Source organism: Micromonospora sp. NPDC049051, from assembly GCF_043197575.1.
Taxonomy (GTDB): domain Bacteria; phylum Actinomycetota; class Actinomycetes; order Mycobacteriales; family Micromonosporaceae; genus Micromonospora.
In genome coordinates, this window is sequence record NZ_JBICTL010000001.1 from 403,315 (window position 1) to 425,235 (window position 21,921).

At 73.6% G+C, this 21,921-nt stretch carries 21 protein-coding genes and 2 pseudogenes; 7 read left to right on the plus strand and 16 right to left on the minus strand.

Annotated elements, in window-relative coordinates; all coding sequences use genetic code 11:
• Positions 1-45: 45 nt before the first annotated feature.
• Together ACGFIR_RS01930 and ACGFIR_RS01935 are read left to right on the plus strand one after the other, a co-directional pair.
• Positions 46-564, plus strand: a complete 519-nt coding sequence (locus ACGFIR_RS01930; RefSeq protein ID WP_393004889.1) for a SigE family RNA polymerase sigma factor — start codon at positions 46-48, stop codon at positions 562-564.
• A complete protein-coding gene (locus ACGFIR_RS01935; RefSeq protein WP_393142708.1) occupies positions 557-1,408 on the plus strand; it encodes a hypothetical protein in 852 nt (283 codons plus the stop codon). The genes ACGFIR_RS01930 and ACGFIR_RS01935 overlap by 8 nt, the downstream gene beginning before the upstream one ends.
• A gap of 230 nt (positions 1,409-1,638) precedes the next feature.
• On the opposite strand, the pseudogene ACGFIR_RS01940 reads toward ACGFIR_RS01935, so the two are convergent.
• The 4 genes and pseudogenes from ACGFIR_RS01940 to ACGFIR_RS01955 all read right to left on the minus strand — a co-directional run.
• Positions 1,639-3,012 (minus strand): annotated as a pseudogene (locus tag ACGFIR_RS01940) (MFS transporter); the annotation flags it as partial.
• 55 nt (positions 3,013-3,067) lie between these two features.
• Complete coding sequence (locus tag ACGFIR_RS01945; RefSeq protein ID WP_393142710.1) at positions 3,068-4,633, minus strand: AMP-binding protein; 1,566 nt, start codon at positions 4,631-4,633, stop codon at positions 3,068-3,070.
• A gap of 194 nt (positions 4,634-4,827) precedes the next feature.
• Entirely contained in the window at positions 4,828-6,042 is a 1,215-nt protein-coding gene (locus ACGFIR_RS01950; protein WP_393004883.1) for an acyl-CoA dehydrogenase family protein, read from the minus strand.
• A gap of 1 nt (position 6,043) precedes the next feature.
• A complete protein-coding gene (locus ACGFIR_RS01955) occupies positions 6,044-6,496 on the minus strand; it encodes an SCP2 sterol-binding domain-containing protein (RefSeq protein WP_091293767.1) in 453 nt (150 codons plus the stop codon).
• 67 nt (positions 6,497-6,563) lie between these two features.
• On the opposite strand from ACGFIR_RS01955, the gene ACGFIR_RS01960 reads away from it, so the two are divergent.
• Positions 6,564-7,208 (plus strand): TetR/AcrR family transcriptional regulator, encoded by a 645-nt coding sequence (locus ACGFIR_RS01960; protein WP_393004881.1) that lies wholly within the window; start codon positions 6,564-6,566, stop codon positions 7,206-7,208.
• A 28-nt stretch (positions 7,209-7,236) separates the two neighbouring features.
• Here ACGFIR_RS01960 and ACGFIR_RS01965 read toward each other — a convergent pair whose 3' ends face one another.
• From ACGFIR_RS01965 to ACGFIR_RS01995, 7 genes are all read right to left on the minus strand, one after another.
• Positions 7,237-7,851, minus strand: a complete 615-nt coding sequence (locus ACGFIR_RS01965; protein WP_393004879.1) for a DedA family protein — start codon at positions 7,849-7,851, stop codon at positions 7,237-7,239.
• A gap of 49 nt (positions 7,852-7,900) precedes the next feature.
• Positions 7,901-9,166 carry an adenylosuccinate synthetase gene (locus tag ACGFIR_RS01970; protein ID WP_393142712.1) on the minus strand — a complete coding sequence of 422 codons (1,266 nt, stop codon included), beginning with the start codon at positions 9,164-9,166 and terminating at the stop codon, positions 7,901-7,903.
• A gap of 67 nt (positions 9,167-9,233) precedes the next feature.
• Positions 9,234-10,193: a hypothetical protein gene (locus ACGFIR_RS01975; RefSeq protein WP_393004875.1), complete on the minus strand. Its 960-nt coding sequence runs from the start codon at positions 10,191-10,193 to the stop codon at positions 9,234-9,236.
• Positions 10,194-10,202: 9 nt separating this feature from the next.
• Positions 10,203-11,177, minus strand: coding sequence for a serine/threonine protein kinase (locus ACGFIR_RS01980; protein WP_393142714.1), 975 nt, complete (start codon positions 11,175-11,177; stop codon positions 10,203-10,205).
• Positions 11,174-11,929, minus strand: coding sequence for an NUDIX domain-containing protein (locus ACGFIR_RS01985; protein ID WP_393004871.1), 756 nt, complete (start codon positions 11,927-11,929; stop codon positions 11,174-11,176). Before ACGFIR_RS01985 ends, ACGFIR_RS01980 begins: the two co-directional genes overlap by 4 nt.
• A gap of 93 nt (positions 11,930-12,022) precedes the next feature.
• On the minus strand, positions 12,023-12,847 hold the full coding sequence (locus ACGFIR_RS01990) for a MaoC/PaaZ C-terminal domain-containing protein (protein WP_393143708.1): 825 nt from the start codon (positions 12,845-12,847) through the stop codon (positions 12,023-12,025).
• 239 nt (positions 12,848-13,086) lie between these two features.
• Complete coding sequence (locus tag ACGFIR_RS01995; protein ID WP_393142716.1) at positions 13,087-14,442, minus strand: 3-oxoacyl-ACP reductase; 1,356 nt, start codon at positions 14,440-14,442, stop codon at positions 13,087-13,089.
• 55 nt (positions 14,443-14,497) lie between these two features.
• Between ACGFIR_RS01995 and ACGFIR_RS02000 the strand changes: the two genes are divergently transcribed.
• From ACGFIR_RS02000 to ACGFIR_RS02010, 3 genes are all read left to right on the plus strand, one after another.
• Positions 14,498-15,790: an acetyl-CoA C-acetyltransferase gene (locus tag ACGFIR_RS02000; RefSeq protein ID WP_393004867.1), complete on the plus strand. Its 1,293-nt coding sequence runs from the start codon at positions 14,498-14,500 to the stop codon at positions 15,788-15,790.
• 90 nt (positions 15,791-15,880) lie between these two features.
• The gene (locus ACGFIR_RS02005; protein WP_393142718.1) at positions 15,881-16,396 is read left to right on the plus strand and encodes a SigE family RNA polymerase sigma factor; all 516 of its coding nucleotides are present in this window, start codon (positions 15,881-15,883) and stop codon (positions 16,394-16,396) included.
• A complete protein-coding gene (locus tag ACGFIR_RS02010) occupies positions 16,393-17,166 on the plus strand; it encodes a hypothetical protein (protein WP_393004863.1) in 774 nt (257 codons plus the stop codon). The genes ACGFIR_RS02005 and ACGFIR_RS02010 overlap by 4 nt, the downstream gene beginning before the upstream one ends.
• A 111-nt stretch (positions 17,167-17,277) precedes the next feature.
• Here the strand turns inward: ACGFIR_RS02010 and ACGFIR_RS02015 are convergent, their stop codons facing one another.
• The 3 genes from ACGFIR_RS02015 to ACGFIR_RS02025 are packed head-to-tail and all read right to left on the minus strand — an operon-like array spanning position 17,278 to position 18,805.
• On the minus strand, positions 17,278-17,703 hold the full coding sequence (locus ACGFIR_RS02015) for a PIN domain nuclease (protein WP_393004861.1): 426 nt from the start codon (positions 17,701-17,703) through the stop codon (positions 17,278-17,280).
• Positions 17,700-18,029 (minus strand): type II toxin-antitoxin system VapB family antitoxin, encoded by a 330-nt coding sequence (locus ACGFIR_RS02020; protein ID WP_393004859.1) that lies wholly within the window; start codon positions 18,027-18,029, stop codon positions 17,700-17,702. Before ACGFIR_RS02020 ends, ACGFIR_RS02015 begins: the two co-directional genes overlap by 4 nt.
• A gap of 35 nt (positions 18,030-18,064) precedes the next feature.
• Positions 18,065-18,805, minus strand: a complete 741-nt coding sequence (locus ACGFIR_RS02025; protein ID WP_393142720.1) for an SDR family NAD(P)-dependent oxidoreductase — start codon at positions 18,803-18,805, stop codon at positions 18,065-18,067.
• A gap of 98 nt (positions 18,806-18,903) precedes the next feature.
• Between ACGFIR_RS02025 and purB the strand changes: the two genes are divergently transcribed.
• The gene (gene purB, locus ACGFIR_RS02030; RefSeq protein WP_393142722.1) at positions 18,904-20,328 is read left to right on the plus strand and encodes an adenylosuccinate lyase; all 1,425 of its coding nucleotides are present in this window, start codon (positions 18,904-18,906) and stop codon (positions 20,326-20,328) included.
• 124 nt (positions 20,329-20,452) lie between these two features.
• Here the strand turns inward: purB and ACGFIR_RS02035 are convergent.
• Together ACGFIR_RS02035 and ACGFIR_RS02040 are read right to left on the minus strand one after the other, a co-directional pair.
• Positions 20,453-21,020, minus strand: a pseudogene (locus tag ACGFIR_RS02035) (YbjQ family protein).
• Between the two features lie 24 nt (positions 21,021-21,044).
• The gene (locus ACGFIR_RS02040) at positions 21,045-21,728 is read right to left on the minus strand and encodes a S1 family peptidase (protein ID WP_393142724.1); all 684 of its coding nucleotides are present in this window, start codon (positions 21,726-21,728) and stop codon (positions 21,045-21,047) included.
• Between the last annotated feature and the right edge of the window lie 193 nt (positions 21,729-21,921).

The window sequence follows — 21,921 nt, forward strand, 5'->3', positions numbered from 1 at the left end:
CCTCCCCGCCTCCGTTTGAGCGGTGAGGCGAGGAGGTGGCGGGATTTGCCTGCCGACATCGAGGGCTACCGCGAGTACGTCGTGGCGCGGCTGGAGCCGCTGCGCCGCACGGCGTACCTGCTCTGCGGCGACTGGCACACGGCCGACGACCTGGTGTCGACGGCACTGGTCAAGCTGCTGCGGCACTGGCGGCGCGTGTCGCGGATGGACAGTCCCGACGCGTACGTCCGGCGCACCCTGCTGCGGGTCTGGCTGGACGAGCGGCGCCGGCCGTGGCGGCGCGAGGCGTCCTGGGCCGAGGTTCCCGACGCCGCCGTCGGTTCCGCGACCGACGGTGCCGCGGAACGGCTGACCGTCCTCGCCCTGCTGGCCGAGCTGCCGCCGCGCCGCCGCGCGGTCCTGGTGCTGCGCTACTTCTGCGACCTCTCGGTGGAGGAGACCGCCCGGGAACTCGGCTGCACCACCGGCACCGTCAAGAGCCAGTCGGCGCGCGCGATCGAGGCGTTGCGGGGCCGCCTCGTGGGCGCGCCGGCCCGAGCCGAGGAGAGCCGCACCGATGGATGAGATCGCCGAGCAGATGCGCAGCGCGGTGGCGTCGCCGCCGCCCACCCGGATCGACGTGGACCGGCTGATCGCCGCCGACCGGCAGCGCCGCCGTCAGCGGGCCTGGGCGGCGGCGGGCACCGGGGTCGCGCTGGTGGCCGCCGTCGCGGTGACACCGGCGCTGCTCGGCGGACCGGCCGCCGGTCCCGGTGGGTTCGCCGCGCCGCCGGCCGGCGCCGGATCCCCGACCGTCGACGCGTCGCTCTGCCCGGTGGCGGAACCGGCGCCGAGTGGGCCGCCGGCGCCCCAGCAGTCGTACGACACGGTGCGCGACCGGCCGACCGAGCGCCCCGACGACGGCGTGGCCCGGCTGACCCTCGTGTTGCGTCCGGCGCTGGGGGCCGTCGTGCCGGCGGGGCTGGCGATCGACGGCACGATCCCCGGCTGCGACTCGGTCCAGTTCACCTACGAGAAGAGCCACTGGCACTACTACGCCCGCGCCCAGCTGACGCGGAGTGGACAGGCCGACAACCTGACGGTGAGTCTGATCCCGACGGCCGCCGACGAGCCCGTCGGGTGCGCCGCCGCTCCCGATCCCGGCTCCTGTACGGGCAGCAGCCGACTGCCGGACGGCGGGACCCTCGCCTACGGCTCGTCCAGGCCCGGTAAGGATGGCTTCGAGCAGCGTTGGGCGCAGGTGCAACGGGCGGACGGCACGACCGTGTTGGTGACGACGGACAACCATCACGTCGACGGCGGTACGGACGGCGCGCCGCCGACGTTCAGGTTCGGCCCACCGCCGGTGCTCACCGTGGCGCAGTTGACCGCCATCGCCACCACGGGCGGGTTGACGCTCTACCCCTGACACCGGGTGCCCCAGCAACCCGGAACCCGGCGGGGCAGCACCGCTGACCGAGGGCCTCAGCGCCTCGCCTGGCCTCAGCACCTCCGGCCTCAGCACCCCCGGTCGCAGCACCCACGACCGGGACGTCAGCTCCGGGTGGACATCCGGTGCTGGCCGGGCGGGTCGCCGGCCCGGCTGCCGGCCAGCCCGTCGTGGGGATGCGCGGCTCGGTGTGGGAGGGGAGCGGTGCCCCTGGCGCGGGGCGCGTCCGGGTGCGCCGCCGAGGCGTACTGGCCGTTGAGCGGGACGGGCTCCGCCACCCGGTCCGGCTGCTGGGGGCGGGGCGGGGCGGGCGGGTAGCGGGGTGGCTCGTCCAGCGCCCGCAGCGCCGGCAGCGGTGCGGCGGTCAGCGTCGCCGCCAGCAGCGCCCCGGCCAGCACCAGGAAGGCGGTACGCAGCCCGAGCCACTCCACCAGCGGCCCGGCGAGCAGGTAGCCGGCCGGTCCGGCGGCGTACGCGAACGAGGTCATCACCCCGACCACGCGCCCGCGCAACCGTTCCGGCGTGCGGGTCTGCATCGCGTAGTTGGACAGCGGGTTGACCGGCCCGTACGCGAGACCCATCGCGACGGCGAAGCCGATCATGGCCGGGAACGGCGGCAGGGTGGCCAGCCCGACGAGGGCCACGCCGATGACGACGAGGGAGATCGCCAGCAGGTTACGGCGGCGGATCCGTCGGCCCGCCACGCCGGAGGCGAGCGCCCCGACGACTCCGCCGGCGCTCGTCGCCATCAGGACCGCGCCGAGCCGGGCCGGCTCACCCCGGTCGACGAACCACGCCGGCAGGAGCACGCCCTCGACCGGCAGGTAGAGCGCGGCCAGCACCAGCGTGAGCAGCGCGATGGTCCGCAGCAGCCGGTCCCGCCAGACGAACCGCAGCCCTTCGACGGTGCCGTGCCACAACCCGGCCGGGGGGCGTTCGGGGCGGCCGGCGCCGGGCAGCCGTACGGCCGCGATCATGGCGACGGCCAGCACGAATCCGGCGGCGGTCACCCAGAGCGTCGAGCCGGCGCCGATCGTGGCGATGAGCACGCCGCCGACGCCGGGCCCGATGAGGAACGCGAGTCCCCACACCGCCTCGTGGACCCCGTTGGCCCGTTCGATCCGCCAGCCGGCGGCCTGCGCGGCTTCGGGCAGCAGCGTCTCCCGGGCGGTCAGGCCGGCCGGGTCGAACACCGCGCCGAGCACGGCCAGCGCCACGATCCAGCCGAGGTTCAGCCCGAGCAGCGCGTCGACCACCGGGATCGCGGCGACCGAGACGGCGGAGAGCGTGTCCGAGACCAGCGCCGTACGCCGCCGGCCGAGCAGGTCCACGACGGTGCCGGAGAGGAGGCCGGACAGCAGCAGCGGCAGGGCGGTGGCCGCCGCGACCACGCCGGCGGCGGTGGGGCTGCCGGTGCGTTCCAGCACCAGCCAGGGCAGGGCCACGTTGGCCACCCCGTTGCCGGTGTTGGAGAGCAGCGTCGCCGCCTCGACCAGCAGCAGCGGGGTGCGCCGCGGTCCTGGCTGGCGGTGCCGGGCACGGTGGCGGTGCCGGGCACGGCGACGCGGTCCGGAGCCGATCATGGTTTCGCCAGCCTAGGGGCGGTGGGGCATCCGACCAGTAACGGCCGGGGAACGGTCAGCCGTGGTAGTAGTCGCGCAGCTCGCGGGTCAGCACCTTGCCGGTGGCGTTGCGGGGCAGGTACTTCACGAAGATCACGTCCCGGGGTACGGAGAAGCGGGCCAGGTAGTGCCGGACGTACTCGCGGACCGCCTCCGGGTCGAGCGTCTCGCCGGGGTGCAGGGCGAGGAACGCGGCGAGCCGCTGGCCGTACTGCGGGTCCGGTACGCCGATCACGGCGGCCTCGCGTACCTGCGGCAGCCGGGCGAGCAGCTCCTCCACCTCGGACGGGAAGACGTTCTCCCCGCCCGAGACGATCATGTCGTCGGCCCGGCCGTCGACGAAGAGCAGCCCGCCGGTGTCGACGCGTCCCAGGTCGCCCGTGTCGAGCAGGCCGTTGCGGCTCTCCCGGGTGGCCCCCGAGGTGTAGCCCTCGAAGAGCATCTCGTTGCCGACGAAGATCCGGCCGACCTCACCGGTCGGCACCGGCCCGCCGGCCTCGTCGAGGATCGCCAGCCGGGTGCCGTGCGGCGGACGGCCGGCGGTGGTGGGCGCCGTGCGCAGCTCGGCGGGGCCGGCGATGGAGGCCCAGGAGACCTCCGTGGAGCCGTAGAGGTTGTAGAGCACGTCGCCGTAGACGTCCATGAACCTGGTGGCGAGCCCGCCCGGCAGCGCGGAACCGCTGACCGCGACCACCTTCAGCGGGGGACGCGGATCCGGCGGCGGCACCTCCAGCAGCCGTTGCAGCATCACCGGTACGGCGAAGAGCGCGTCGCAGCGCTGTGCCGTCAGCGCGGCCAGCGTGGCGGCCGGGTCGAAGCGGCGGTGCAGCACGACCGTGGCCCGCAGGGCGAAGCAGACCTGGAGGGCGGCGTACCCCCAGGTGTGGAAGATCGGCGCGGCGATCATGACGGTGTGCCGGGCGTGCAGCGGGATGCGGTCGATGATGGAGACCAGCGGGCCGAGGCCGCTCGGCGTGGGGCGCCGGGCGCCCTTGGGGGTGCCGGTGGTGCCGGAGGTGAGCACGATGATCCGGCCGTCGCGCTCCGGGGGGCGCAGGTCGTCGGCGAGCCCGCCGACGACGAGTTCCTCCCGGGTCCGCTCGTCGACGCGCTGCACCTCGGCGGGGAGGCTGGTGACCCGGTCGGCGAACTCGTCGTCGTGCACCAGCGTCCGCAGCCGCTGCTCCTCGGCCATGGTGGCGAGCTGGGCGGCGGAGAGCCCGGTGTTGACCAGCACCACGTCCGCGCCGAGCAGGATGGTGGCCACGATCGTCTCGACCATGCCGTGGTGGTTGCGGCAGAGCACGCCGATCCGGTCCCCGGCCTGTACCCCGAGGGCCCTGCGCATGCCCCGGGCCAGGCGTTCGGACCGGTCGAAGAACTCGGCGTACGTCAGCCGCGTGCCCTGTTCGTCGATGACGGCCACCCGGTCGGGATCGCGGGCGGCGGCCTGGCGCAGCTCGCCGGCGATGCTCCAGCCCCAGGTGCGCAGCGCCTTGAGCTGGGCGGCGACGCGGACCGGGCTGCCGAGGGTGATGAGCCCGCGTCGGGCCAGGGTGGCGACCAGGAACGGCAGATCCATGACATGGCCTCCTCGTGCGGTTCGCGTGGGTACGGGACGGAACCTCACGCGGGCGAACTGGAGATCAATCAGCGGAGCTGTGCGGGGGTGTGGCTGCGTACGGGCCGGTGCGAGCGGCGGCCCGTCGCTGGGCGGACCGGGGCGTCCGTTCCTCGGGGGCCGGCAGGGGGCGCACCCGAGGAACGGACCGTCGGTCAGCGGATCTGGACGCCGGAGATGGCGCGGGAGATGACCAGCCGCTGGATCTCGGAGGTGCCTTCGAAGATGGTGTAGATCTTGGCGTCCCGGTACCAGCGTTCGACCGGGTGGTCCCGGAGGAAACCGGCCCCGCCGAGCAGCTGCACGGCCTTGTCGGTGACGGAGACGGCCACCTCACCGGCCTTCAGCTTGGACATGGAGCCCTCGCCGGCAGTGAAGGGCCGGTTGTTGCGGCCCATCCAGGACGCCCGCCAGACGAGCAGCCGGGCGGCGTCGATCTCCATCTTCATGTCGGCCAGCGCGAACGCGACCGCCTGGTTCTCGATGATCGGGCGCCCGAACTGGACCCGCTCCTTCGCGTAGTCCAGGGCGTACTCGTAGGCGGCCCGGGCCACGCCCAGCGCCTGTGCGCCGACGGTCGGCCGGGAAAGCTCGAAGGTGCGCATCGCCGCCTGGCCCGAGGCGCGCTTGCCGGAGCGGGCCCGGTCGAGGCGTTCGAGCAGGGCGTCCCGGCCGCCGAGCAGGCAGCGCCCCGGCACGCGTACGTCGTCGAGGAAGACGTCGGCCGTGTGCGACGCGCGCAGGCCCAGCTTGCGCAGCTTGCGGGTCGCGCTCAGGCCGGCGGTGCCCGGCGGTACGACGAACGCCGCCTGCCCACGGGAGCCGAGTGACGGGTCGACCGAGGCGGTGACCACGTGCACCCCGGCGATCCCGCCGTTGGTGGCGTACGCCTTCTGCCCGCGCAGCACCCACTCGTCGGTCGCCTCGTCGTAGACGGCGCGGGTGCGCATCGCGCCGACGTCGGAGCCGGCCTCGGGCTCGGTGGTGCAGAACGCGGCGACGGCCGGTTCGTCGACGGTGCCGAAGCACTGCGGCACCCATTCGACCATCTGGTCGGGGGTTCCGGCGCCGTAGATGGCGGCCACCGCGAGGGAGGTGCCGAAGATGCCCAGCCCGATGCCGGCGTCACCCCAGAAGAGTTCCTCGCTGGCGATCGGGAGGGAGAGGCCGGTGGGGTCGGCCCAGCAGGTGGCGAGGAACTCGAAGCCGTACAGGCCGACCTTCGCCGCCTCCTGGATGATGGGCCAGGGAGTCTCCTCCCGGGCGTCCCACTCGGCTGCGGCCGGGCGCACGACCTCGGCGGCGAAGCCGTGCACCCAGTCGCGCAGATCCCGCTGTTCCTCGTTCAGGTCTAGCGAGAACTCGGCCATGTCAGGCCTTGGGGATGTCGAACAGGTTGGCGATGTTGGCGGCCAGGCCCAGGTCGCCCTTGGCCTTGAGCTTGCCGGTCATGAACATCATGACGGGGTTGGCGCCACCGGAGACGATCTTCAGGAACTCGACCGGGCCCATCGTGAGGCTGAGCTTCGGGTCGTGCTGCGGGGTCTCGTTGACGGTGCAGGCGCCGTCGGCGATGGCCACCTCGTAGGTGTCGGTGCCACCGTCGGGGCGGCCGGTGATGTTCCAGTGGATGACCGCGTTGGTCGAGCCGGCCCGGTCGGCGCGGAAGAGCTGCGGCATCCGGCCGAAGACCTCGCTGAGGATCTTGCCGCGCAGGTCGCCGGACATCACCTCGGCGATCTTGTCGTCCGGGGTGGACTTGACCAGCTGGGCGAACTCCTTGGGGCCGACGTTCGCGAAGTTGGCCGGGTCGAAGTCAGTCATGGGGCTGCACCTTCCGGGAATTGGCTACTCGTGCGTAACCTTACGGGCGAGTAGGTATGCTCGCAAGGTGTCCACCCCGCCCACCTTCAAGCGTCTCCCCCGCGCCGTACGCGAGCAGCAGATGCTCGACGCGGCGGTGAAAGTGTTCTCACGCAGGGGATTCCACGCGGCCAGCATGGACGAGATCGCCGAGGACGCCGGCATCTCCAAGCCCATGGTCTACGCGTATCTCGGCACGAAGGAAGAACTCTTCGTCGCCTGCCTGCACCGGGAGGGCACCCGGATGATGCAGGCCATCGCCGGGGCGGCAGCCCCCGAGTTGCCGGCCGACGAGCGGCTCTGGCGAGGGCTGCGCGCCTTCTTCGGCTTCGTCGGGGCGCACCGCGACGGGTGGGCGGTGCTCTACCGGCAGGCCCGGGGCGAGCAGCCCTTCGCCGGTGAACTGGCGGGCATGCGCGCCCGCCTCGTCGACGTCGTCGCCGGGATGCTCGACCACGCGCTGCGCGCCGAGGGGCGCGAGGTCGGCGAGACCGACCTGGAGGTCGTCGCGTACGCCCTGGTGGGCGCGACCGAGTCGCTGGCCGACTGGCTCGCCGACCACCCGGAGGCGGACCCGGGGAAGACCGCCACCCGGATGATGAACGTCGCCTGGCTGGGCGCCGGCCAGCTCCTCGGCGGCGTCACCTGGCACCCCCCGGCCGCCCCCGGCTGAGTGGCGCCGGTTCCACCCGTCGCCCGGTTCAGCGGTGCCGTGCGCGGCGCCGCCTGCGGTGACGCAGCCAGCGCAGCGCCTCCAGCAGCATCGTCACCGCCAGCGAGAGGCCCAGACCGGCGAGGATGCCCTTGACCGGGTCGCGCTGGAAGGCCAGCCCGCCGAAGTAGCCGAGCAGGGCGCTGTAGAGCGCCCAGCTCACCGCCGCGACGGCGTCGAAGAGCAGGAACGACCGGAGCGGGTAGCGGACCGCGCCCATGGTGAGGGTCACCGCCGTTCGGCCACCGGGCACGTACCGGGCGGTGGTGAGGATCAGCCCGCCGCGCCGGTGCACCGCCCGCCGGGCCCACTCCGAGCTGGCCCGGCGCCGGCTGCCGTCCGGGAAGCGGGCGAGGCGGTTCGCGCCCCCGCCGCGCCCGATGGCGTACGAGACGTGGTCGCCGACGAAGGCCCCCAGCGCGGCGGTGACGATCACCGCCACGAGGTTGGGGTTGCCCCCGGTGGCGAGCACGGCGGCGGTGATCACGGCCGCCTCACCGGGTACGGCGGGAAAGAACGCGTCGACCGCGGTGAGCCCGAAGATCAGCAGGTACACCCACGGTGAGGTGACCAGCTGCCGGAGCAGGTCGAGCGCGGACTCCATGCCTCCCATGCTCGCGGGGCACGACCCGTCCGGTGGCCGAGTCGCCAGATCACCCGCATCGGGCACCCAGCAGCGGGGCGAGCAGCGGGCCGCGCGACGTCTTGTCGTCGGCCGTGGGGCCGCGCGACGTCAGCACCACGGGCGCACCCAGCTCCGCGTGCACCGCCTCCGCCCAGTCGGGTGGCGCGTCGTCGTACACCGGGCGGGCCCGCAGCAGGCGGGCGGTGAGCGCGCCCTGCCGGTCCAGGTCACCGGGCGGACCCGGGACAAGCCGGTCGGTGGTGTCGTAGCGGCGGCAGATCCGCAGCCCCGGGCCGGCGAGGTCGAGGTGGGTCAGCGCCAGGCCGTCGACGCCACCGGCGGCGGCGAGGGCGTACCGGTGGGCGACCGCGTCGAAGTGGCCGAACCGGAAGCGGCCCTGCCAGGGGTTGGTCGGGTTGTGCGGGTCGGCCAGCGGCAGGGTCGGGTCCTCGGTCACCAGCGGGCCGGGCCCGTGCCGGGTGGTGACCACGCGCAGCACCCCGATCCGGGTGGCCGTGCCGGCCTGGCCCGCCTCCGCGAGCAGGCCGTCGACGTTGGCGAAGGTGGTGGTGCTCCACGTCGTGTACGGGTGGAAACCGTGCCACTCGTCGAGCAGCACCCCCTGCGCCCCCTCGAACACGCACGTCCCGGCCCGCAGTGCCCCGGTCAGCCAGCCCCGGCCGACGATCGCCACCCGCCCGGCGAACCCGGCGAACGCGGGCAGGCAGTCGTCGACGGGCGGCGCGTCCAGCGGGCCGAGCTCGGCGGTCAGCCGGTCCCGCAGGGCGGTCATTCGCCGGCGGAGGAGCGCCGGGTCGCCGCAGTCGGCCACCCGGGGCGCCTCGTCGGGGTGGGCGAGGCCGTAGGCCACGGCCTCACCCACCCCCAGCCCGCAGGAGCCGTGCCGGTCGGCTCCCCGGGCGATCTCCCGCGCCCGGTTGGCGGCCCGGTGGTACGGGGTGGCGAGCAGCGCCTCCCCGTCCACCGTCAGCCGGTCGAGCGCGTCGGGCACCCCGACCGAGGCGAGGTGGTCGGCCTCGGCGGCCAGCGCCAGCGGGTCCACCACCACGTGTCGCGACAGGTGCGTACGGACACCGGGGTGGAACGTGCCGGCACCGAACTGCGCGAACGTGTGGTGCCGCCCGTCGCGCAGCACGACGTTGTGCGCCGCCTGCGCGCCCCCGTTGAAGCGGATCACCGTGTGCACGGGCCGGGTGGCGCAGAGCCAGTCCACGACCGTGCCCTTGCCGGCGTCCCCGTAGCCGAGGTCGACCACCGCGACGTGCCGCTTCACAGGGCCGCCCCGCAGCCGCCGTGACCGCAGCCGCAGCCGGAGCGGCAGTCGATCACCGTCACGTGCCTCACAGTCGGGTCACCTCGCCGCCGGTGTCGCGGAACGCGGGCAGCGTCGACGCCTCGGCGCGCCGCCCACCGCGCAGGCGGGCCAGCGCCTTCGAGACCGTGCCGGTGGCCCCGGAGCCGGCCCGGTCGAGGTCACGCAGGCCCTCGTCCAGGTCGATGGCCTGCTCGCCGAGCCCGACGGTCAGCGCGATGGTCTCGCAGACCGCGTCGAGGTCGTCCAGCACGACGGCGTTCTGCCCGAGCAGGTCGCGCCAGAAGTCGAGCACCTTGGCGTTGCCGGAGTAGTGGCTGCCGGCGGGGAGCAGGTAGTAGGTGTCCCAGCGACGGGTCACCTCGTCGACGATCTGCCGCAGCGGCACGTCCTCGCGCAGGTCGTCGCCGATGACTCGGGTCACCTCGCGGGCCTTCACCTGCGGGTACGCCAGCTCGTCGCCGATGATGAACAGGTAGCCGCGCCGGCCGCGCTTCTCCCAGGAGTCGGTGACGGTGTGCCGGGCCATGAAGTACATGGCCAGCTCGTACGACTCGGTCATCTGTCCGCCGCCGCCGCCCTCCAGCACGATCCGGCCGAGGTCGTCGTCCATCCGGTTGTCCGACTCGAACTGGCCGACCTGCAACGGCACCCGGTCGCAGGTGGCGTCGCCGATCGCGCCGAACATGATCTGCGGGTCGCTGGCATAGCCCTGCCGTTGCAGCAGCCCGAGCAGCTGCGGCAGCTTGGTCTGCAGGACGCGCGGCACGTTGCGCATCGAGCCGGTGACGTCGAAGAGCACCGCGATGGGCGTCGACCGGGGGTGCTCGTCGGAGTCGCGGCTCTCCCGCATCGCGTCGCGGGGGTCGAGGGCGGGGTGCACGGTGCGCGCCCCGCTGTCGCTGTACGAGAACGCGCTCTTGCCGGTGCTCCGGCGGTAGCGGTCGGCGGCGTCGTACACGTCGGTGGACCACATTCCACTGCCCATGACAGCTCCTTAGGGGGTGAGGGTGAAGGGTCGGAAGGTGCGGGGGCCGTAGAGCCGTTCCAGCACCTCGTCCAGTTCGCGCAGCAGGCGCCAGGCGTCGGCGGGCCGGGCGGTCAGGGCCCGCTGGCGGCAGCCCCGCGCGAAGGCGTCCAGCTCGCGCGGCGCGCGCGGCCCCATGAGCCAGCTCATGCATCCGCTGGCCATGGCGATGTCGGTGCCCGGCCCGCAGGGCCGCTTCCGGGGGACCTCGTCGGGGTACCACCGCGCGTCGTAGCCGGGCACCAGCGCGGGGATCGTGCCGCCCACGGGGGCGGAGAAGCACCAGTCGACCAGCACCACGCCGTGCGCGTCCGGCTCGATCAGCACGTGCGGCGGCAGGACCGCGCCGTGCACGACGCCCGCCTGGTGGGCCAGGCCGAGCGCCACCAGCAGCCGGCGCCACATCCAGGCCACGTCGCGGGCGTCCACCCCGTCCGGGTACGCGCGCCGCACCTCGGTCAGGTCGTGCAGGCCGGGCGCGGTGGCGAGGACGTTGATCCGCCGTTCGGCGCCGGTCGCCGCGTCCCGGTGCCGGAAGTCCTCGACCAGCCGGGGCACGTACGGCAGGTAGCGCGGGTCGCCGCGCACGGCGATGGTGCGCAGGGCGTGCGCCTCGCGGGCCATCAGGTCGTTGTCGGTGGGGCGCCGGGGCAGCTTGAGCAGCCGGTCGGCGCCGACGTCGTAGAGGTCGGCCAGGTCGCCGGAGTGGGCCGCCGTGCCGAGTCGGTAGTCGCCGAGGACGGTGACCTGCCGGGCCCGCCAGCGGGTGGTGACCCGGACGAACGCGTCGGTGGCCTCGGCGCGTACCGCGGGGTCGGCGGGCAGGCGGTCGGGGTGCAGGGCCGCGACCAGCTCGCGGTAGCGCCGGGCCGGCTGGTCGGTGCCGAACAGGTCGGCATCGGTGCGGGCCGCCGCGACCAGGCGGACGGCCTCGGCGGTCCTCATCGGACCGTCTCCTCCCGGGCGGGGCGCAGCAGCGCCGGGTGCAGCAGCCGGGCGTCGCCGGCCCGGTAGAGCCGGGCGCGGGGGCCGCCCCGGGCGCCGCCACGCTCGGTGCTGGTGCCCGTGCTCTCGACGAAGCCCGGCACGGAGAGCACCTTGCGGTGGAAGTTGCCGGCGTGCAGCGGATGGCCCCAGACCGTCTCGTAGACGGCGCGCAGCTCGCTGATCGTGAACTCGCCGGCGAGGAAGCGGGTGGCGAGCGGGGTGTATTCCAGCTTGGAGCGGGCCCGCTCCAGCGCGTCGTCGATGATCCGGCCGTGGTCGAAGGCGAGCTGCCGGCTGGTCAGGGCGGTCACCGGCAGCCAGATCGCGTCGTCGGCGTCGCTGCCGGCGGCCGGGTCGGGCAGGTCGGGGGCGAACGCGAGGTGGGCGACGGAGACGACGCGCATCCGCGGGTCGCGGTCGGGGGCGCCGTAGCTGCCCAACTGCTCCAGGTGTACGCGGCGCAGCCCCTCGCCGCCGAGCCCGGTCTCCTCGGCCAGCTCCCGTCGGGCGCCGGCGGCCAGGTCCTCGTCGGGCTGGACGAAGCCGCCGGGCAGCGCCCAGTGCCCCTCGAAGGGCGGCTGCCCGCGCCGGATCAGCAGCAGGTGCAGCGCGCCGTCCCGGATGGTCAGCGCCACCACGTCGACGGTCACGGCGACCGTCGGATAGGCCCCGGGGTCGTACGCGGCCAGGAAGTCCTGCTCGTCAACCATGTCTCTCTCAATCTGAGAACATCTCGTTGTGAGAAGAACTTAGCGCACAAGAGCGCCCCTGCCAAGCCCCGGTTCGGAGTCGGCAGGGACGCCTCAGCGCACGAGGCCCGCCAGGTGTGGGCGACCGCGCGAGTCGTGCAGGGCGAACCCGCCCTCCGGCAGCAGACTGAAGCTCACCGTGCTCGGCAGCGGCACCGGCAGCTTGAAGGCCACCTCGACCGTGTAGGCGTCCGGCAGCCGGTTCTCCAGCGCGGCCAGGCAGCGGGCCTTGCTCCACATCCCGTGCGCGATCGGCCGGGGGAAGCCGAACAGCCGCGCGCCGAGGCGGGAGGTGTGGATCGGGTTGTGGTCGCCGGAGACCCGCGCGTAGTCCGTACCGACGTGGGGCTCGACCCGCCAGTTGGCCGAACCGGCCGGCGGCGTGGGTCGCCCGGCCTGGTCGCGCCGCCCGCCGCCGCCCCGCTTGCCGTCCCTGCCGAGGTACGTCGAGACACCCCGCCACACCTCCGTCCCGTCGACGGAGCCGACCACCACCACGTCGACCTGCCGCCCCCGGTCGTGCGGGCGCAGGTTCTCGGCGTACGCGCGGAAGTCGAGGGTCTCGTCGGCGGTGACCGGACGGTGCACGGTGATCCGGTTGCCGACGTGCACCACCCCGGTCAGCGGGATGGGGAACTCCGGCACGGTCATCAGCCGCAGTGCCAGCGGGAAGCCCATGACGTGCGGGAACGTCGCGGGCAGCCGGTCGGTGAGCCGGAACCCGCAGACCCGGTCGTAGTCGGCCAGGTGCGTCCGGTCGACGGTGACGCCACCGACGGCCAGCTCGACCGCCGGGACGCCCGCCGACGGCCGCCCACCGCCGAGACCGGGCAACGCGCCGAGCAGCGCCCGCCGGTAGAGCGCCCCGGCCGCCGGCATCCGGGTCAGCTCGACGCGCTCCCGGGTGACGGGCCCGGCGCTCCCAGCCAGGTCCCGCGCCGCCTCGTCGGGCCGGGCGTGCCCCGAGAGGTCGTGCGTCTCCTCGACGCTCGGGTCGGCACCGGGCCGGCGGACCGCGGCCAGCGTCTCCTCCGACAGGGCCTCCGTGGGGCCGTCGATCAACTCGTGCAGGGACAGGTCCTCCGCCGGGCCCTCCGTTGGCTCCTTCCGCCCGGCCATCACGCCCCCAGCAGGCTCTGGCCGCAGACCCGTACGACGTTGCCGCTGACCGCGCCGGAGGCCGGCCACGCCAGCCAGCCGATGGTCTCGGCGACGTCCACGGGCAGCCCACCCTGGGACATGCTGTTCATCCGCCGGCCCGCCTCGCGGACCACCAGCGGGATGCGCGCGGTCAGCCGGGTCTCGATGAAACCGGGGGCGACCGCGTTGACGCTGATCCGCCGCTCGCGCAGGGCGGGAGCGAGCGAGTCGACGAGCCCGATCACGCCCGCCTTGCTGGTGGCGTAGTTGGTCTGGCCCCGGTTGCCGGCGATGCCGGCGATCGAGGAGACCGAGACGATCCGGCCGCCGGCCGGGACCAGCTCCCGTTCCAGCAGCACGTCGTTGATCCGCTCCTGGCTGGAGAGGTTGACGTCGATGACCGAGTCCCACCGGTCGGCGTCCATCCGGCCGAGGGTCTTGTCGCGGGTGATGCCGGCGTTGTGCACGACCACGTCGACCCGTCCGTGCCGCTCCGCCAGGTGCTCGGCGAGCCGCTGCGGGGCGTCGGGGGCGGTCAGGTCGAGCTGGACGGCGGTGCCGCCGATCTCGTTGGCGACCGCCGCCAGTTCGTCCCCGGCCGCCGGGATGTCCAGCGCCACCACCCGGGCGCCGTCGCGGGCCAGCACCCGGGCCAGCGCCGCGCCGATGCCCCGGGCCGCCCCGGTGACCAGCACGACCTGCCCGTCCAGCGGGCGGTCCCAGTCCGCCGGCGGCTCGGCCGTGCCGGCGCCGATCCGGACCACCTGCCCGGAGACGTACGCGGACCGGCCGGAGAGCAGGAACCGCAGGGTCGCCTCCAGGCTGGTCCAGGTGCCGGCGTCGGCGTCCTTCGTGGCGTACACGAGCTGGGCGGTGACGCCCCGGCCGAACTCCTTGCCGATGCTGCGGGTCAGCCCCTCCAGGGCCCGCTGGGCGGTCGCCTCCCGGGGCGATCCGCACTCCTCGGGCGGGGTGCCGAGCACGACGACCCGGCCGCTGGGCAGCACCGACCGGGCGTGCGGGTGGAAGAAGTCGTACAACTGGCGCAGCTCGGTGGAGTCGGTGATGCCGGTGGCGTCGTACACCAGGGCGGCGAAGCGCGCGGTGGACTCCACGGCGCCGGGATCGCCCAGCTCGACCCCGGCGGCGGCCAGGAACCTGCCGGCCGGCTCGGCGAGCCGGCCGCCGGTCGCGGCGCCCAGCAGGACGGGGCCGGGAACGAGGGGGTCGCCGGGGGCGTGCCGGCGCAGTCGCGGCGGGTCGGGCAGCCCGAGGCGCTTGACCAGCGTTCGGCCGGCCCCCGATCGGACGAAGCTCGCGTACCTGTCGGTCATAGGCGTAGCCTACTGGCGAGTAGGTTCAGAGCAAGTCTTTCGAGGAGGCGGGATCGTGCAGAGCATCCGGCGGGTCGCAGTCATCGGCGGCAACCGCATCCCCTTCGCGCGGTCCAACTCGCGGTACGCCAGCGCGTCGAACTCGGACATGCTGGGCGCCGCCCTGGACGGGCTCGTCGCCCGGTTCGGCCTGGCCGGCCAGCGCGTCGGCGAGGTGGTGGCCGGTGCGGTGCTCAAGCACGCGAAGGACTTCAACCTGACCCGCGAGGTGGTGCTCGGCTCGAAGCTCGACCCCCACACCCCCGCGTACGACATCCAGCAGGCCTGCGGCACCGGGCTGGAATCGGCCATCCTGGTCGCCAACAAGATCGCCCTCGGCCAGATCGAGGTGGGCATCGCCGGCGGCGTGGACACCACCTCCGACGCGCCGCTCGCGGTCAACGAGGAGATGCGCCGCACGCTGATCAGGCTCAACAGCGCCCGCACCCTGGGCGAGCGGCTGAAGATCGCCGCGAAGCTGCGCCCCGCCCAGCCGTTCAAGCCGGAGATCCCGCGCAACGCGGAGCCGCGTACCGGGCTGTCGATGGGCGAGCACGCCGCCCGCACGGCGCTGCGCTGGCAGGTCGACCGGCAGGCCCAGGACGAACTGGCCCTGCGCTCGCACCAGCGGCTCGCCGCCGCGTACGACCGGGGGTTCTTCGACGACCTGCTGACGCCCTACCTCGGGCTCACCCGCGATGCGAACCTGCGCCCGGACACCAGCCTGGAGAAGCTCGGCTCGCTGAAGCCCGTCTTCGGCGCGAAGGGCCCCGACGCCGAGGCGGCGACCATGACCGCCGGCAACTCGTCGCCGCTGACCGACGGCGCCTCGACGGTGCTGCTCGCCAGCGAGGAGTGGGCCCGCGAGCACAACCTGCCCGTGCTGGCCTGGTTCTCCTGGTCGGAGACCGCCGCCGTCGACTTCGTGCACGGCGACGAGGGGCTGCTGATGGCCCCCGCCTACGCGGTGCCCCGGATGCTGGCCCGGGCCGGGCTGACCCTCCAGGACTTCGACTTCTACGAGATCCACGAGGCGTTCGCCTCGCAGGTGCTGGCCACCCTGGCCGCCTGGGAGTCGCCGGAGTTCTGCAAGGACCGGCTGGGGCTGGACGCCCCGCTCGGCGCGATCGACCGGGAGAAGCTCAACGTCAACGGCTCCTCGCTGGCCGCCGGGCACCCGTTCGCGGCCACGGGCGGGCGGATCGTGGCGACCCTGGCGAAGCTGCTCGCCGAGAAGGGCGGCGGCCGGGGCCTGATCTCCATCTGTGCCGCCGGCGGCCAGGGCGTGACCGCGATCCTGGAGCGCTGACACGGCAACCTGACCCGCACACGCCGAGCCGGGCAACCTGCCCGGCCCCGCGCTCCGTCCCCTGGGCATGAGGCGACGAAGGCGGAACGCGTGAAGTCGGCCGACGAGGACGAGTACCGGCAGTTCGTCGAGGCCCGGCTGGAGCAGTTGCGCCGCACGGCGTACCTGCTCTGCCGGGACTGGCACACCGCCGACGACCTCGTCTCCATCACCCTGGGCAAGCTCTACCGGGCCTGGACCCGGGTCCGCGCGGCGGAGAACGTCGACGCGTACGTCCGGCAGGTGCTCACGCGCGCCTGGCTGGACGAGCGACGGCGGCCGTGGCGGCGCGAACGCAGCACCGACGAGGTCCCCGACGACGCCGCGCCGGACACCGCGCCCGACCTGGCCGACCGGGAGCTGCTGCTCGACCTGCTCGGCAAGTTGCCCGAGCGGCGGCGCGCGGTGGTGGTGCTGCGCTTCTACTGCGACCTCTCCGTGGAGGAGACCGCGCAGATCCTCGGCATCACCACCGGCACGGTGAAGAGCCAGGCCGCCAGAGCACTGGAATCGCTACGCCTGCTGGCCGTGGACCAGCCGGCCCTGAGGGCAGGAAGGTTCGCGTGACGTACCGGGAGATCTTCGACGCGGCGATCGGCGACGCGCCGCCCTCCTCGATCGACGTGGACGGGGTGATCCTGCGGCAGCGCCGGCTGGTCCGCACCCGCCGGCTCGGGGCGTACGCCTCGGCGGCCGGCGGGGTGCTCGCGCTGGTGCTGGGCGCGGGCCTGGTGGTCGACCGTCCGGACATGCAGCCGGCAGCCTCGGCATCCGCCTCGCGCCCCCCACACCGCAAGAGCAACCAGAACCTGCCCACGGAGGCAGCAGAGCGCTACCAGAACGGATTGGCCGCGGCCCTCGGCGCGCGGGCGTCCGGCGTCCGATGGGTACCACTGACTGCGGTAGGTCGCGGCGCACTCCCGACGGCACCGGCCGGCGAGGCACCGGTCGGGGGCGCGTACGAGGACTTCCGCAACGTCGGTTTCTCGGTGCACGCCTACCCGGTCGACCCCGCCGGCGCGTTCAGCAACGAGGTGTCGGCCCTGGCCCTGGCCGAGCCGCAGCCGGGCATGAACCGCGACGTCATGGACTGCGGGAAGCAGGTGGTCGACTCGTGCGGCCTGTCGGCGGGGCCGGACGGCGCGCGCGTCCGGGAGACCGCAGCCGTGCGCGCCCATGGGAGCGGAGACGTGTTGCACTACCGGCGGGTCGACGTCCTGCACCGCGACGGCACCTGGATCAGGATCTCGCTGCACAGCCGTGACGGGCGGTTCGTGCTCACCCCGGAGCAGCTCCGGGAGCTCGCCCTCGATCCGGCCGCCCGCCCCACCTGGTGACCCGGGTCCGTCGAGGACGGGCGGCGTTGCCGGGCAGCCGGTCGCGACCCTCCAGGCGGACAGTCTTTCCGACGGTCTCTGCGTCCCGGGGCATTGAGTCGGCCCCGGGACCTACTTGATCGTGCCTGCCGGGGCGAGCCATCGCACGGGCTGCCCGGTGACCTCGGAGATCTGGTCGAAGTCCCGGTCGTAGTGCAACAGGGAGAGGCCCTGGTACTCGGCCGTCGCCGCGATCAGCAGGTCGACAGCGCCGGCAGACCGGTGGGTACCCCGAGCGGTGAGCTGCTCCTGGATCTCGGCCGCCCGCTCGTAGATCCGGTCCGGCATGCTCACCCAGTTGAACACCGTCCGAAGCCGGTCCCCCAGCCATCTGCGGTCGGCCAGCGAGCGGGCCGAATAGAGGAACTCCAGTTCGACCAGCGGGCAGACCGCAAGCAGGCCGGCCGTGAGTGGCTGCTCCCATCGGGCCTGGGTATCGGGATCACGCAGCAGCCGGACCAGCGCACTGGTGTCGACCAGGTAGTCGGCGAGTCTCACGACCGGTACGTGCTCTTGTCGAGCAGTTCGTCGAAGTCCCCGGCCTGGGCCCGCCCGCTGAGTTCGGCGAGGGCGCGGGCGCGCCGGAGGCGGGCAGCCCCTTCCCGCAGCGCGACATTCACCGTGTCCTTCTTGGTCTTGGTGCCGAAAGCCGCAGCCGCGTCGGCGAGCGCCTCGTCGTCGATGTCCACCAGGATCTTGGTCACTGCGCGCCCCCTATATACCGACAGCTTGTCGAGTATATCCAGCGCCGGGGTGGCCCGGTGCGGGTTGAGGCCGCGCGCCGCAGCCTCGACCCGGCCCCACCGGCGGATGGGCAGGTGCACGCCCGCTCGCCCGGGTCTCGCATCCGCCCGCCGGGTCAGGCGGTGGCACCGCCGTCGACGGCGATCGACGCGCCGGTGATGTGCCGGCCGCCCTCGCCCACCAGGTGGCTGACCGTCGCCGCGACGTCCTCCGGCGTGCCGTAGCGCCCGAGGGCGATGTGTGACCGCTGGGCGTCCGCGCTGGCGCTGTCCGCCCGGTTCATGTCGGTGTCGGTGGAACCGGGCAGGACCAGGTTGACGGTGATCCCGCGCGGGCCGAGTTCGCGGGCGAGTGCCCTGGTCAGGCCGTTGACGGCGGTCTTGGTCATGGCATAGACGCTCACCCCGGGGGCCGGTACGCGGCTGGCGAAGCTGCTGCCGATGTTGACGATCCGCCCGCCGTCGCGCATGTGGCGTACCGCCGCCTGGGTGGCCAGGAACACCCCGCGTACGTTGACGGCGATGGCCCGGTCGAGGTCGTCGAGGCCGACCTGCCCGATCGGCCCGGACGAGAACACCCCGGCGTTGTTGACCAGGATGTCCAGCCGCCCCAGCTCGGCGACGGTCCGCTCGACCGCGTCGACGACCGTCGTACCCTCGGCGCTGTCGGCCTGGATCGCCAGGCCGGTGCGGCCGTACGACGTGATGTCGGCGACGACGGCCTTCGCGCTCTCCGCCGCGCTGCGGTAGGTGAACGCGACGTGGGCTCCGTCTTCGGCCAGCCGGCGTGCGACGGCGGCGCCGATACCGCGGCTACCGCCGGTGACCAGGGCGACCCTGCCGGTAAGTCTGGACACTCTTCTTCATTCCCGTCAGTCGGCTCAGCAGGGTGATCACCATAGCCAGCCAGCAACCCTGACGATGCGGTGCGGGCGGGTCCGGGAGAATGGGCGCCGTGACGACGATCCCGAACGTGCTCGCCAACCGGTACGCCTCACCCGAACTGGTCGCCCTCTGGTCGCCCGAGGAGAAGATCCGGATGGAGCGGCGGCTCTGGCTCGCCGTGCTCCGGGCCCAGCGGGACCTCGGCGTGCCCGTGCCGGACGGCGTGGTCGAGGCGTACGAGCGGGTGCTCGACCAGGTCGACCTGGCCTCGATCGCGGAGCGGGAGCGGGTCACCCGGCACGACGTGAAGGCCCGGATCGAGGAGTTCAGCGCGCTCGCCGGGTACGAGCACGTGCACAAGGGGATGACCTCCCGGGACCTCACCGAGAACGTTGAGCAGCTCCAGGTGCGCCGCTCGCTGGAGCTGATCCGCGACCGCGTGGTCGCCACGCTGGCCCGGCTGTCCCGGCTCGCCGTCGAGCACTCCGACCTGGTCATGACCGGCCGGTCGCACAACGTCGCGGCGCAGGCCACCACGCTGGGCAAGCGCTTCGCGTCGGCGGCCGAGGAACTGCTCATCGCGTACGAGCGGCTCGACGACCTGATCAACTGGTACCCGCTGCGCGGCATCAAGGGCCCGGTGGGCACCGCCGCCGACCAGCTCGACCTCTTCGACGGCGACGCCGACCGGGTGGCGGAGCTGGAACGCCGGGTGGCCGGGCACCTCGGCTTCAGCCGGGTGCTCGACAGCGTCGGGCAGGTCTACCCGCGCTCGATCGACCTGGCGGTGCTCTCCGCGCTGGCCCAGATCGCCGCAGCCCCGTCGTCGCTGGCGACCACGATCCGGCTGATGGTCGGCCAGGAGCTGGCCACCGAGGGCTTCAAGCCGGGCCAGGTGGGCTCCAGCGCGATGCCGCACAAGATGAACACCCGCTCCAGCGAGCGGGTCAACGGCTTCGCGGTGATCATCCGGGGCTACCTGTCGATGGTCGGCGAGCTGGCCGGCGACCAGTGGAACGAGGGGGACGTCTCCTGCTCGGTGGTGCGCCGGGTCGCCCTGCCGGACGCGTTCTTCGCCGCCGACGGGCTGTTCCAGACCTTCCTCACCGTGCTGGACGAGTTCGGCGCGTACCCGGCGGTGGTCAACCGGGAGCTGGAGCGCTTCCTGCCGTTCCTGGCCACCACCAAGCTCCTGGTGGCGGCGATCCGGCGCGGCGTCGGGCGTGAGGTCGCCCACGAGGTGATCAAGGAGCACGCGGTCGCGGTGGCCCTGGCCATGCGAGAGAAGGGCGCCGCCGAGAACGACCTGTTCGACCGTCTCGCGGCGGACGGCCGCCTGGGCCTCACCCGTGGCGAGATCGACGCCCTCGTCGCCGACCGTACGGCCTTCGTCGGCGCCGCCCCGGCCCAGGTCGAAGCGGTGACCCGCCGCATCGCCCCAGTCGTGGAAGCCCACCCCGAGGCAGCCACCTACACCCCACCCCCCATCCTCTAACCCCACCCCCTCCCGCCCTCTCCCTCTCGGGGCGTCGATCATGAAGTTGTAGTCGCGACACGCCGACGAGGCTGGCAACAACTTCATGATCGACGCTTCCCCGGAGGAGGGCGTCAGAGGTGGGTCAGGAGTCGCGGGTGGGGGTTTCGGCGGCCGTGCGGAGGTTGGGGGCGCTCGCCGGTTCGGCGATGCCACCCGGGGACTCGGCGAAGGCCGGGTCATGCGCGGTCTCGGCGGCGACCAGCGGCTGGTCGGGCGGCATGACGTCGGGCATCTTGGGCGCCACGATCACGGCCGTGCCGTACGCGCAGATCTCCATCCACATCTCGCCGCAGTCGCGGCTGTCGAAGCGCATCCCCACGACGGCGTTCGCGCCGATACGGCGGGCCTCCTCGCCGAGCCGGGCCACCGAGTCCGTACGCCACCTGGTGAGGTTGTCCGGGGCCATCGGGTCGTACGCGCCACCGCGCAGGTTCTTGACGCCCTCGCGGTACGGGTTGCGCGTCCTGGCCATCGACGACACCACTTCGCCGAGGATCTGGCGGATCTCGTACCCGGGTAGTTGCTCCGTCGTCACGACCAGCACGCCTCCGATGCTGTCAGGGCGCCGGGGCGCCGGATCGGCGGCCTTGTTCACCTGATCGGATGCTGCAAAACGGCGCGGCGCGGACGGCCGGCGCGCTGCCGACCATCCGCGCCTAGCGTGGCGCTAACCGTCAGACACCGGCCGTCTGGGTGATCCAGGCCCGGTTGTACGCGACGCTGCCGTAGTTCTGGATGCTCTGGCCGTCGGCGGTCGAGGCGACGCCAACCTGCGCGCCGTTGTAGAACTGCGGGCCGCCCGAGTCGCCCCGCCAGGCGTTGCCGTCGATCCGCGTGCTCCGGATCGCCTGCCCGCCGTACGCGTCGGTGGCGCTGTTGCTGGTCACCCGGACCGACGCGGTCTTGAGCTGGGTGGAGGCCGAGCAGCCGCTGTAGCAGGTCATGCCCCAGCCGTAGATCGAGTTGGTGGAGTTGATCGGCGGGTTGCTGTTGGCCAGCGTGACGTACGAGGTGCTGACGGAGCTGGACAGCCGCATCAGCGCCAGGTCGTAGCGGCTGTAGGTGGCGCTGACGGTGCGGGTCTGGCCGCCGGAGGTGCGGTTGACGCTGCCGACCCGGACGGACATCGTGCCGCTGATGCAGTGCCGGGCGGTGAGCACCCACTGCGGCGCGATGATGGTGCCGGAGCAGGTGAACGATCCGTTGCTGAACACGGCGGCGGCCCACGGGGCCGACGAGACGGTGCCGCCGCCGATGATGGGCTGCGGACCGGCCGGGGCGGCGAGGGCGCCGGAGCTGGCACCGAGCAGGCCGGCCGCTGCGGTGGCCAGGACTGCGATCATGGATCGGATGCGCATGGGGCTCCTTCGGGGACGGGGCCCGGGTTCACCGGGTCGAGCTTTCGGCCGGCGGACGGGGGTGGCCCGCCGCCGGGACGTCCGATCGACGTATGACGATGTACGGTAGGGCCCCTGAGATGTCGTTCACAAGAGATCCATCCGAAGTGATGGATGCGGCGGTATGGCGGGGCGGGCGTCCGGCGGTGCGGCG